12 protein-coding genes and 2 pseudogenes are annotated in these 12077 nt (G+C 45.2%); 2 read left to right on the top strand and 12 right to left on the bottom strand.

Going from position 1 to position 12077, the window contains the following annotated elements:
• Positions 1–176 precede the first annotated feature (176 nt).
• Positions 177–395, bottom strand: coding sequence for a hypothetical protein (locus Q5L94_RS12745; protein WP_317498766.1), 219 nt, complete (start codon positions 393–395; stop codon positions 177–179).
• A gap of 9 nt (positions 396–404) precedes the next feature.
• Entirely contained in the window at positions 405–869 is a 465-nt protein-coding gene (ybaK, locus tag Q5L94_RS12740; protein ID WP_317498765.1) for a Cys-tRNA(Pro) deacylase, read from the bottom strand.
• A 136-nt stretch (positions 870–1005) separates the two neighbouring features.
• On the opposite strand from ybaK, the gene Q5L94_RS12735 reads away from it, so the two are divergent.
• A complete protein-coding gene (locus Q5L94_RS12735; protein WP_317498764.1) occupies positions 1006–3000 on the top strand; it encodes a methyl-accepting chemotaxis protein in 1995 nt (664 codons plus the stop codon).
• A gap of 44 nt (positions 3001–3044) precedes the next feature.
• Here the strand turns inward: Q5L94_RS12735 and Q5L94_RS12730 are convergent, their stop codons facing one another.
• The 5 genes from Q5L94_RS12730 to Q5L94_RS12710 all read right to left on the bottom strand — a co-directional run bounded on the left by Q5L94_RS12730 (position 3045) and on the right by Q5L94_RS12710 (position 7843).
• Complete coding sequence (locus Q5L94_RS12730; RefSeq protein WP_317498763.1) at positions 3045–3890, bottom strand: metallophosphoesterase family protein; 846 nt, start codon at positions 3888–3890, stop codon at positions 3045–3047.
• A gap of 243 nt (positions 3891–4133) precedes the next feature.
• Positions 4134–5183, bottom strand: a complete 1050-nt coding sequence (locus Q5L94_RS12725; RefSeq protein ID WP_317498762.1) for a biotin/lipoate A/B protein ligase family protein — start codon at positions 5181–5183, stop codon at positions 4134–4136.
• A 45-nt stretch (positions 5184–5228) separates the two neighbouring features.
• The gene (locus tag Q5L94_RS12720; protein WP_317498761.1) at positions 5229–6416 is read right to left on the bottom strand and encodes a GGDEF domain-containing protein; all 1188 of its coding nucleotides are present in this window, start codon (positions 6414–6416) and stop codon (positions 5229–5231) included.
• A gap of 85 nt (positions 6417–6501) precedes the next feature.
• On the bottom strand, positions 6502–6942 hold the full coding sequence (locus Q5L94_RS12715) for a hypothetical protein (protein WP_317498760.1): 441 nt from the start codon (positions 6940–6942) through the stop codon (positions 6502–6504).
• Between the two features lies 1 nt (position 6943).
• A complete protein-coding gene (locus Q5L94_RS12710) occupies positions 6944–7843 on the bottom strand; it encodes a lipid kinase (protein WP_317498759.1) in 900 nt (299 codons plus the stop codon).
• A 143-nt stretch (positions 7844–7986) separates the two neighbouring features.
• Here Q5L94_RS12710 and Q5L94_RS12705 point away from each other — a divergent pair, with 143 nt between their 5' ends.
• Positions 7987–9615 (top strand): hypothetical protein, encoded by a 1629-nt coding sequence (locus Q5L94_RS12705; RefSeq protein WP_317498758.1) that lies wholly within the window; start codon positions 7987–7989, stop codon positions 9613–9615.
• Positions 9616–9747: 132 nt separating this feature from the next.
• On the opposite strand, the gene Q5L94_RS12700 is transcribed toward Q5L94_RS12705, so the two are convergent.
• The 5 genes and pseudogenes from Q5L94_RS12700 to Q5L94_RS12680 form a co-directional block, all read right to left on the bottom strand.
• The gene (locus Q5L94_RS12700) at positions 9748–10416 is read right to left on the bottom strand and encodes a penicillin-insensitive murein endopeptidase (RefSeq protein WP_317498757.1); all 669 of its coding nucleotides are present in this window, start codon (positions 10414–10416) and stop codon (positions 9748–9750) included.
• A 64-nt stretch (positions 10417–10480) separates the two neighbouring features.
• On the bottom strand, positions 10481–10696 hold the full coding sequence (locus Q5L94_RS12695; RefSeq protein ID WP_317498756.1) for a TIGR02450 family Trp-rich protein: 216 nt from the start codon (positions 10694–10696) through the stop codon (positions 10481–10483).
• A gap of 130 nt (positions 10697–10826) precedes the next feature.
• A pseudogene (locus Q5L94_RS12690) lies at positions 10827–11043 on the bottom strand (Txe/YoeB family addiction module toxin).
• A 43-nt stretch (positions 11044–11086) separates the two neighbouring features.
• A complete protein-coding gene (locus tag Q5L94_RS12685; RefSeq protein WP_317498755.1) occupies positions 11087–11341 on the bottom strand; it encodes a type II toxin-antitoxin system prevent-host-death family antitoxin in 255 nt (84 codons plus the stop codon).
• 109 nt (positions 11342–11450) lie between these two features.
• Positions 11451–11801, bottom strand: a pseudogene (locus Q5L94_RS12680) (GFA family protein).
• Positions 11802–12077 lie beyond the last annotated feature (276 nt).

The following is a 12077-nucleotide window of genomic DNA, read 5'->3' as shown; positions in this document are numbered from 1 at the left end:
TGACTAAAGACCCTCCTTACATAGAAATCAGTTTGTCTCATGCCCAATGAGTTGCCTTACAATTAACCCGCAAAAAACCGTAATACACTCATTAACGCGCTGTACGCAATGGAAGCTATGGATTTGGCGCGTCGAGGCCGGAGTAACTCAGAAATAACGACATTTCCACTTTGCTCTTACTTTGCGCGCCATAAAATAAAAGAAATCACCTTTAAGGAGTATGTGCTGTTGGAAATAACTATATTTGAACGGACAAAGGGCAACAGCAGCAGAGATCGGCTGTATATCACATCGTCTCCATTAGAGATTTGAAACTGGCTGGTCAGGCGATCATAAGATACCAATATTTGCGTATCTGCCACCTGATGATTTTGCTGCTGAATTCTTTTAAACATACTTTTCCATTAAGTAATCTTAACAAACTCACCGCTCACCAGCGCTTTTAAATCTTCAGGGGCTAGCTCCATATCTAAGCCCCTACGCCCGGCGCTTATAAATACGGTGGGGTTATAAGTTGCAGAGGTATCAATTATGGTTCTGAGCCGCTTTTTCTGGCCAAGCGGACTAACGCCTCCCAGAACATAACCAGTAACACGTTCGACATCACTCTGAACCGCCATTGCAGCCTTCTTTGCACCCAAAGCTTTTGCTATCAACTTAAGGCTTAACCTTGATGACACCGGAATGATGCCTACAGCCAGTTCTTTGCCGTCAAGACTGACAACTAAGGTTTTGAATACTTGCTCCTGCGGAACGGCCAACTTCTCGGCAGCTTCGTCACCATAAGATTCACTGGCCGGGTCATGGGAATATTCGTGTACTTTAAAAGAAATCCTACTTTTCCTGGCTATATCAATTGCGGGAGTCATTTCGGCCAACCTAAATTAAACTTATTTTTAACAAATCAGGGCAATAAATAAACTATTCTACTTAAAAAGATTGAATTCCCTATCTTTTTTGTTAATAGTTCGTTATGAAACCAAATGTACTTTCAGGATAGTTTCTATGACCAAGACCACGCTAATGATTCGCCAGCAAATTAATCTTGGGTTTGTAGTAGTCTTAGTATTAGCTCTAGCTGTTATTGTCACCGTTGTCGAAATGAAGGTAAAGCCGGATTTAATTTCCCAGCAGCAACGGCAGATATCGGTCAATCAAGCCGGGCTGTCTGATTTACTTACCGCCCGGCTGGATCAAATTGAATTGCTGACAAGCACATTAGCTCTGGCTGCCTCAGAACTTCCTAAAGATAAAGAGTTATTCAAACAGCTTTTCCCATCCATTATTGATAACCACGGCGACTCGGCTATTTCCGGCGGTGGAATCTGGCCCGAACCAAATGCTTTTACCGACGGTGTTCAACGTCGTAGCTTTTTCTGGGGGCGCACTGACAATGGCATAGAATATCTGGATGACTATAACGTGCCCGGTGGCTCTGGCTATCACAATGAAAACTGGTATAAGGCCGGCAAAGGAGCGCCTTCAGACAGCTGTACCTGGTCAGAAGCTTACATCGACCCTTTTACTCAAACGCCTATGGTAACTTGTACTATTCCTATTCAGGAAAACAGCCGTTTCGCCGGAGTTGCTACCGTGGACATGATGCTTGACGGTATCACTGAAATATTCGAGCAGTACGGAGAAGATAATGAGGGTTATGTCTTTGCAGTTGATTCCGCGGGACAAATGATTAGCTTTCCACAGTCTTCAGTTCAGATTGTAAAAAACGACGACTCCCTAATGACAGCCAGTGAACTGGCGAATAAAGCGACATGGCTAGAAGAAACCCTCAATACTGCGGTCAACCTTGAGGGAACCGAAACAGTCGAACTGGAAGAAGACGCTATTTTAGATGAAGCCGCACACGTTGATCTGATAAAGCACCCACAAACCGGATGGACAATTGGATTAATTGTACCGAAAGACAGAATGACCGCAGTGGCTCAGGATATGGGGCTTTTCCTGATGCTGGCTATTGGTGCTCTGCTATTGGCCGTTGGCATTCTGGCGGCATTCTTTTTCCGTAACCTATTGGCTAAGATCCAACAAACGACCAAACAGATTCAAGGGCTTATCAGTGGAGGTACCGCTCAGGCTCTGGAAGTCAGTACCATGAACGAAATAGGCGAACTGCGACAGGCAGTAAATGCTTATGGTAATAAGCTGAAATCGATACTCGATGAAATTCATAATGAATCGAACAGCCTGGTTCATGATGCCGATAAACTGAAGATATTCAGCAATGAGTTTCTGGATAAAGCCAACAGCCTGAGTGATGAAAACCACACGCTGGCGGCGGCAACTGAAGAGCTGGGCGCCAGCTCACAGGATGTCGCTAACTTCGCCGACGAAACCAAAGTTACCGTTGAAAGAATTCATCAGGATGTACTGAACAGTGGCCAGGAAATGGCACGCGCAACAACGACCATGCAAACTCTGGCCAAAGCCATTGCGGATGCGCAGCGGAACATTCTGAAACTGGATGAGAACAGCAAACAGGCTAACGGCATGTTGAGTGTGATTCGTGATATTTCTGAGCAAACGAATCTATTAGCGCTAAACGCCGCAATTGAGGCCGCTCGTGCCGGAGAAAGTGGTCGGGGTTTCGCGGTTGTTGCCGATGAAGTCCGCAACCTGGCGGCAAAAAGCCAAAGCTCAGCGGTAGAAATAGAAGCCGTGCTTAATCAGCTGCAACTAGGCTCCAAAGAGTCGGTCGCTTCCATGGAGCACGGGCAGAACCAAACCAAGAATGCCGTTGAGTCGACGGAATCCACGTCGGAACACTTGCAGCAAGTAGTTGAAGCTTTCTCTCAAATAACCGAAAAAGCCACCCAGATAGCCGAGGCTTCTGCCGAACAGCAAAAAGTGTCGAATGAATTGAGTCAGTTTGTTAATCGCCTGCAAGCACTTACAGCAAGTAACGCGGACGATTCAAATCACTTAAGTCAAATGAGCGAAAAAATTGACGCCATTGCTAAGAGGCTAAATGCAATGAATTAGAATTGCTCCTCCCCCGGTCACTGTACCTTATTCTGTTGAGGGCATTATTTCCTAGGGAGTTCAAACCGATATTCATGACGCGCCAGAGGCTCTTCAACATCCACCTGGTAGGTTTCTACCAGTACCTGTCCATCATCAAAAATACTGAATACGCGGAACATCGGTGTGTGACGAGTTTCGTCCGGTATTTTTGTACGTTCCAGTGCTGGCATATGTAAATAATGAACACCCTCAATCTGTTTAGAGTGGTTAACCCGCTCCATATCCATATGTAAATCGCCCGATATCACTGCAGCTAAATTCGGTTGCGCAACAATGTCTTTAAACCCTTCATGCGTCACGCCTTTATCTGCATTTTCAGGATACACACCCGTTTGTGCGCCGTGAACAACAAGCAGTACTGGTTTCGGAGCCAAACGCTCCACCTGCTTCCTCATCCAGGCAATGCCCTCGTCGCCAAAATCCCGACCGAAATCCGGAGAAGCGAAAACCAAAGCGACAGAGTCGTGCTCCAGAACATAGCTTGGTTTTTCTATGGAAATTTTACCGTCATTCCACAAGTTCGCATATTTCAGGTAGCGCTCTACTGTATCCCCATGCTCTTCGTTGCCCATAATAGGATAGAACGGCAGGCTCAGGCGCTGCAGAACTGGCGTCACATTTTCGTATTGAATGACTGTGCCTTTGTGCGCAATGTCACCCACGCCAACAACAAAATCCATAGTGCCGTCTTCCGCCAATTTGTTTACATCATCAACGGCAGCAGATACACCCGGGAATTCCGCTTTAGGTTTAGGCTCAGCGTCGCCCAATACAGCAAATTTTAATACCAGATTGTCGTCAGAGTGAGAGGCCTCAGCACCATTAGCAAAAGCGCTCGTTAAGCTCATGAATACTAGCAGGGAAATAACAGATAAAACTCGGATCACGGACATATAGCAACGCTTTCTGTTGGTGTTGAATCACGGGAGCCGATGCTATCGAATGAATGTGTCAGTGGCATGACGATTTAATGACAGAGAGTACAATGATACCGCAGTCGAATCGCTAAACCCGTTACGCTGATATAACCGAACTGCGGGGCTACTCAGGTTCTTAGCAGGACTAAAGGTAATTATTATGATTCCCCCTGTTTAAGTTACCTTGTATAACCACTCTTCCGTCAAGTACTTCGTTTCTACCAGAGTCTTTGCCGCGGATAACTCTTGCGGTAAATAGTCATCAACTTGGGTTTGATAAGCCTGAGTAAACTGATTCATAAACGCATCAATAATAGCGGTTCGGGTTAAGCCTGTCTGGCTACGCAGAGGGTCAACTCGTTTATTGGCACTGGTAATGCCTTTATCCGAGAGTTTCTCACGCCCAGTACGTAATACCTGTAGCATTTTATTGGCGTCAATATCATAAGCAAGAGTGGCATGATGCACGACAACACCATTGGCAAAGCGCTTTTGTGCTGCCCCGCCTATTTTGCCTTGCGCAGAAGCTATATCATTTAACGGTTTATAGTAGGCTTTGATACCAACCTCAGCTAACGCAGCTAAAACCCAGGCATCTAAAAACTCATAGGACTTTTCAATGCTCATGCCATCGACTAATGAGGTGGGTACCGTTAATGAATAAGTAATGCAATTACCGGGTTCCATGAACATAGCACCACCACCTGTCGCCCGTCGTACAACTTGTACATTGGCGTCTTTCGCGGCGGCCATATCCACTTCATTTTTTACTGACTGGAAAGAACCAATCACCACCACAGAGTCGTCCCAGTCCCAAAACCTTAATGTTGGGCCTCGTAAACCTTTGGCAACTGAGTCCGCTATCACTTCGTCTAACGCGGCATGTTCTGCTGCGGGCAGTGTTACTGGTGGAATAAGAGTAAATTGATGATCAAGCCAGCTGCTCGCCTTACCTAAGGCTCGTCGTATAGCCGTAGCAACAGCTTCGGCGGAAAAACCAAACATCATTACATCGTCATCGAGCGCTTCATCAATTGCGGCAGCGAGCGTTTTATGGCTTGAGGTTTCGGGGAGTCCGGTTAAAGCCTCATTGATTATGTTTAGCGCAGAGTCAGGTTCTAAGAAAAAGTCGCCTGAAATACTGACCTCACTCAGACAGCCCTCTTCTAAATTAACATCAGCAACGACTAACTTACCGCCTGGTACTTTATATTCTCCGTGCATGACTTCCCCCATTGATTCATCTCAGAATACTAACCCTTCCAAACTCTAGCGGTACATCACAACCCGGTTTCGGCCCCCACGCTTACCTTCATACAACATGTTATCTGCGCGTGTGATGAGGGCGTCGAGGTCGTCATCTTCTGCATGTGCTGCCGCAATACCTATGGTCACGCTCAAGCGCAGCTCGCTTAATTCGTCGCTTAATGACAATGCTTCAACATTCGCATTCAGACGCTCGGCTACGGCTTGCGCGTCGCTGGGGCTGGTATGTGGCAGGCCTACGACAAACTCTTCACCACCAAAACGTCCTATAACATCCTTGGGGCGTAACGACTGTTCACAAACCTCAGCTATTTTTGTCAAAATTAAGTCTCCGCGAGTATGGCCCCAGGTGTCATTAATGCGCTTAAAATGGTCTACGTCGATCATGAAGAGGCAAAACGGTGTTTTTTCTAACTGAGCTCGTTGCAACAGCGCTTCCGCCCGCTTCATAAAATGGCTTCGGCTATCCAGCCCGGTCAGTGCGTCCCGCTCAGCCACCATGCGCAATTGCAATTCCAGTGATTTCCTGTGCTTTATTTCCTTAAGCAGATCACTATTTTGATCACGCTCATCCTGAAGTAGAGCGAATTGCTTGCGTTGCAGAAATTCTATGCGTAATAAAGCACAGTAGCCCACAATATTGGCCATAATCAACAATAGCGCCAGACTAAGCGCATCGGTCGGAGAAATTCCAGCATAAATTATTGCAGACGCCAAAAAACCAACACTTAAGTAGAGACTCGCTAACGCCGCCACTGTAAGCAGGTTGGGAATAAGAAGATAGAAAGCCATTATCGCAACCACCACCGCAGTGATCTGGGTGAGAATACTTTCCGGGCGCAACGGAACAATCAGAATAATGCCCGTAGCCAGAACCCATAGCGACAAACCATGCAACCAAGTGTTTCGGGAGTAACCGCCCCAATGCCCGATAACGAAAGCCAGCACAATACAAGAGCTCACCACTGCTATGCGCATAGTAAGCAGCAAATAAAATTCGTGAGTTAATCCCAGCAGGTTGTAATCGGTAATGCCAAACATGGCAAAAACCGCCGCCACAAGAAGCAATGCAAGGCGGGACTCGAAACGTACCCTTGCTTTAATGGAGTTACGATAACGAGACTCTTTACCGGGATCGAAAAACTGTCCCGTCAGCCAATGCATGTCATATTGCTTTTTTTGTTGTGACAACGTTTTTTCCTGTCTAAACGGTAATTTTTTGCAGCCGGTAGCTTCTCATTCTGACCTTTTATTCACCGTTTTACTATATTACATATTAATCTTTTAACGCCTGAATTGACGTTTTGGTGTCACTAAGGTTCTCAGCCAACGCGTCGAGTAGCTTCTGATACTCCGTCGACTTTTCTCCCAATTTGGTGCTATTTACCACATTTGCCAGTTCTTCATCTTCCTGCAGGCACTTATCCAAAATAGCGGTTTTAGAATCCGCAGAGAAAAACTGAGTGAGTTCCCCTTCAATTATTTGCATCAGTTCTTTATCAGGGTCGGGTTTAGCCGGCAGCTCGCCGAGGTCCTTAACGATATTTTCAAACGGCTCAATAAAAGAGGCTCTTTCACTAGCAATGCTTTCAAGCTCGTTAGCAAGGTTATCATCCTCAACCACCTTCGCTATTTCACGGTAGTAATCCTTTGTCTCAATGACGAGCTTCAGAATCTCCATGCTATCGGCCTGATTATCTGTGCGTAATATCGACATATTATTCCTTGTTTTTATTTGGCACTGGCATATCGCCAACAATAACTTCAATCGCCTTTGAGATCACTTCAAACTCTGCCGGAGTATCGGTTTTAAACTCGCCATCGGCTTGAATCCTCTTGGGTCTGGAAGTTTTAATGCTAATTTTCCGGGCTTTTTTACAGACCACACGCTCGGCCTTTCGTAAATTACCGTGACGGAAATTTACCCCCAGTAATAACAACCGCCACCACCGTATGGGCTTCAAACAGAATACATTCAGTTGTCCATCCAGCAATGTGGAGTCATCATCAACAATATTTCCGCCACCATAAAAGCGACCATTCCCTACCGCCAGATGAATAGCTCTTACTGAGCCTTCCCAGTCATCGGCTTTTATAGTCACGTTAAAACTCTTATTACGCTTTACGACGCTGGTAAATGCGCCGAGATAGGCAAACACGCCGAAATACTTCTTCATTTCTGATGTCAGCTCGCGGGCTACCTCTACGCCTAAGCCGACATGAGCAACATTTACAAAGTAATTACCGTTAACTTTTGCCAGGTTTATGCGCTTTCGTTTGTCGTCAATAATAGCCTGTGCGGCAGCGACAACGTCCTGTGGCAGCCCCAGCGACCGTGCGAAATCATTCGCCGTACCCATAGGTAAAATAGCTAAGCTTTGTTGGCTTTTATAAATTGACTCTAACGCAGAGCTGATAGTTCCATCGCCACCAGCAACAATAACTGCGCCTTCTTGCTCACGGTAATTTTCAATGCAGGAAGCCATATGAGTTGCATTTTCAGTGACGCAAACCTCTACCTCAATGCCTGAGTTTCTGAGCAAATCGATAGCTTCTGTTAGCACATCAGAGTGACCGTCCCGGCTCTTCGGGTTTACCACTAACAATGCATGTTGCAATGCCTTACCCCTTCCTAATTAAGCACTGCTTCCAATATAAGCGGTTTGCTCAAAGGCTGCAAAGCAGCAAAGTTTCACGTCTATCTCTATTATTTGGTATAATTTCTTATTCTATAAAAATAGTCATTAAACAAGGATGTCATATGCAATTTTTGTCACGCAAGATCGTTCTAGCTCTTGTCGGAATAATAATCGTTTCTATTAGCATAGCGACTCTTTTGCCGGAGAAAACAAAATTTCTCCGTTTTGAAACTGATATCGGTAAAACAGAACAATACCGTTTAGATATGCGTACGCGGATACTAGAGATAAACAACCGGGACTGGCAAATAGCAGACACAGCATCCCTGCATAGCATATTACATTACCGTATAGATAAGGTGAGCCCTGATATTAATGTCCGTGCCGTTCCCCAGGCACTAACATTTTCCTTTAATGAGAGCGTTGAGTTCAGCAGCTCAAACCCTAAACGCAACTTGGAAAAGCCGGTTAGGGAACTGATTTCGTCAGGCTTCGACCAGACGATGAACCGGGAAAATGGAAGAACAACAGTAAGTGCAAAACAAGAAAGCAGAAACCTCCAGGAAGCGAGCAAACAACGAGTAGAGCAATTGCAGCAAGTTATCCTGTCTCCGGTTGTGAACTGGGCTCTGCCGATGGTTGAAGGGAAATCGGTCACTCTAAATAGCTTTCAAGGGATCCCCTCGTTAGTTCTCAAGGTTGATAGCATTGATGAGAATAGCATTACTGTTGATATTACCAGAGAGACCAAAGCCCCAGCAGATGCCGTGCCAATGATGGGGCACAACCCCAACCTGAAGGTAAGATGGTCGGAAGTTAACGGCCGTATGCGCATTAGCCGCGACGACGGCTGGATTGAAAACTTAGTACTTATTACAACTCAGAAAACCGTCACAGGTAATCCCCCAAAAAAAATTGATACGACACTCGTATTAAGGCGAAAAAGCGAACTGGTCATTGGTTCCACAGATGATTTTCTGGCTCCTTTTGAAATGGCAACTTTTCTCGCTGAGAATAACGGTTCATATGAGCTGTCTATGAGCTCTGCTGGCGAGTCGCCAGATTTTGATTTTGTTGGTGACCCTGTTGCTCATACCGAAACGGCATTCGCCATTAACCCAAAGGATAACAGCTTAGAGCTTAAGCTTGAATTTGTTGGACCCGAAGGCAAGGTTATGGGCGGGCTAACTTCCATTAACTCCCTGAGTCTAATGGACAATGAAGGCAATAAGCTCAATATTCCTATGATGCTTAAATCAATAGAGCCCAATTACTCCGGGGCTAGCGAAATGAACATTTACTTAATTCCGCTTGGCTGGGAGAAGACTGACTTGAGCAAAATATCCAGCATAACGGCAGTTATGGACTACATGCCTGCGGTAGAGCCTATTCCTGTTACGCTTCCGTTAGCCAAAGACGTCACTAGTATTCAACAAGGAAATGCGCAAGCGAGCGCAACCCCAACAGATGACGGCTGGATTATTGCAACAAGAGCCAGCGATCGCTCCTATTATATTCTTGACCAATACGCCGACTACCCCGGATTATCAGGACGCTGGAGCGACAAAGCTTTTCATGACTTAAAACCGTCAGTAGAGCTACAGCTTAGCCGAGTAGACGCTCCCGAGGCCTGGTATCAGCAATTTGTCATTAAAGGTAATGCCGACGAGTTTCCTTTAACGTACTATCAGGAACCACCAGAGGCGGACGTCAGACAAGTAAAGCTTCATTTTGCGAAAAAGCCGTTTTAATCTAAGACCGTTTCGCCTTACCTCAACGGACGCCTCCAACCTCGGCTTGATGTATTTGAAGAAGCCGGGGTTGGTACAACGACTCAAAGACTCTCTGCAGTCCAGCGCAATTGAGACCACGCAAGGCGCCGACTATTTACAGGGTATTTCAAAATCTACGTGGTAATGCTCGTCATGCCTAACCCAGGAGCGCCTTTTTGAAAACTCGACATACTTTGATAAATACTCGGAATATCGAGTTTTAAGCAAGTTAGGTTGCAACTCCGGGTCAAATATTACTCGCCAAAGGTCGTGCCCACGCTTCCTTGATTCCTTATGCACCGCAACGATATGGGCTGCGAGTGCTTCATAATCTATCGTGAAATTTTCGTAGCTGCTATTTGCATCAAACTCGATATTGTAACCAAATTTATTCAGTGGATTTGTCGGTAGGTGAACCGACTCACCATTTTCGTTTACAACGGGAACCATAAAGTCTACCGACAGCCCATTTTTATGGGTTTTATGTGGTTTGAACTGCCCCCCGTCTTTGTATCCAGTTTCTGCGTATTTATACACCTTTCCCGGTTGAGTCGTTTGCAGCTCTTTATAGGCTGCTATAATTATCTCTCTTACTTCGGAATGGACATAAGTTCTGCCCGCCAGTCTGGCTATTGTACTGTACCCCTCGAAATTTTCTCCCGATGCAGGAAGCTCTACGCCCCCTTCCAGTCTTCCGTTCGCGGTAGTACCAAAACAGGTGCTTTCACCAGCCGAAGCCAAAGATGCAAAAAAGATTAAAACGCCAGAAGAAAAGTTCATTTTCTTCTGCCGCCAACCGTTCAAACCACGCCTAGAGATAGCCCTCGCGCCTTGAAGGGGGGGCTCATTTCCAACCTTGGATCCATTTCTCTTCACTTTTAAGTTCAAGCCAATCGATTGAATATTCATTTGTCGAAAGCACTGATTCAATTTTGCATGAAATTACTGAGCCGTCTTCATCATACTCAACTTCTGATACCAAAAAATGCTTCTCGCGATTAAGCGGCTCTACTGCAGTCCACTTACTATTACGCAGTTTGGCTGGATTAATTTGATTCATATTGACTCCGTAATAAACTGAATTTACTTATTTTTACCACTTTGAATTTCCCAGTTTTCACTAGAGAGTCTGCAGGACGACTCATTTGTGAAGAGCGTTGTCGCTTCTCGTAAAATCTGGGTAGAACCCGTTAGTAATGGTAACGACATGAAATTATCGTAATTGCCTGATTATCAACCGCATAAACCAACCTATTTTGTGTCATTGATTCGACGTGACCAAAAACCTGATAAGTTTTCTTTTAATGGTTCGGGTTTACCAGTACCTTCAAATGGTGAGCGCTTTACATCGTTGATTAGCTTGTTGATACGTTTAAGCGTCTTTTTATCTTGGGTTTGCCAATACAAATAATCATTCCAAGCTTCATCAGTCCGAGATAATAAACGCTAACTACTCATCTATCAGCTCTCGCACCGTTGTTTGGCCTGCTCGATACTGTGCGATTGAACGATTCAAGTGTTCCCCATTTTCAGGTGAACGAAGTAAGTGAACAGTTTCCATCAGACTATTGTAATAGTCCAAGGACATCACAACTGCATCTTCTGAGTCTCTGCGCGTAATTACCGTTGTATCAGCATCATTTACCACACCGTCTAATACTGCTTTTAGACCATTTCTTGCCTCTGTAAAAGATACGATTCTCATATAACCTCCACATGTACGTGTTATAAAACAAGTATAACCATAGCAATTACACTTATACGGTAAACTGGACATGATAAGTGGTAATTTTTAAGGTAGCTAACGCCCAAATTTAACGCGGTAGTTCTCCATCAAGATCATCCCAGTTTGCGCTAGAGGATACAAAATTGTGCGATATCGGCCTCTCCACAATATCAGTATCTAAAATGCCTAGCCGTAAGCGTAATAGCTCTGGTGATGCACAGCCCTTGCAAAAATGCCGTTTCTTGCCAGGAGCAATTTCATAATAATTATTTTGCTCCTAGCCTGTTTTAATTAGGAGGCAGGCTTTAGCGAAAAAGCCATTTGTCGCGTATGCAGTGCCACTGCTTTTTCTACACATTGAGCAATGGCAGTGAATAATTGAATCAATACCACAATGTACCTCTATTGTTACGACACCACATAGACAGCTACCCCTAATACACCTAATTTCTTCATGCTAACGCTTGCAGCATCCGCGCCCATGGAATGAAGCCGAAGGCGCAATGTAACGGGTGTCGCCGTGCCTGCTTTGGTTATGCGATTTGTAGAGTAAAGTGAACAAAACCACCACGAGACCAAGTCCAAATGGAGAGCAAATAACTACCTGATACCAACACCTGTTCTGATAGGGCTGCTTCGGTAGTGTTCAGAATTCTGTGTCATTTCGTTAAACTAAGCAAAAAAGAGATGACATATGACCAAAACCAATTTCGAC

The sequence above is a fragment of the Idiomarina sp. Sol25 genome, from assembly GCF_033052775.1.
Classification (GTDB): Bacteria; Pseudomonadota; Gammaproteobacteria; order Enterobacterales; family Alteromonadaceae; genus Idiomarina.
The sequence above is the reverse complement of the archived record's forward strand: the minus strand, read 5'-3'. Positions and strand labels throughout refer to the sequence as shown.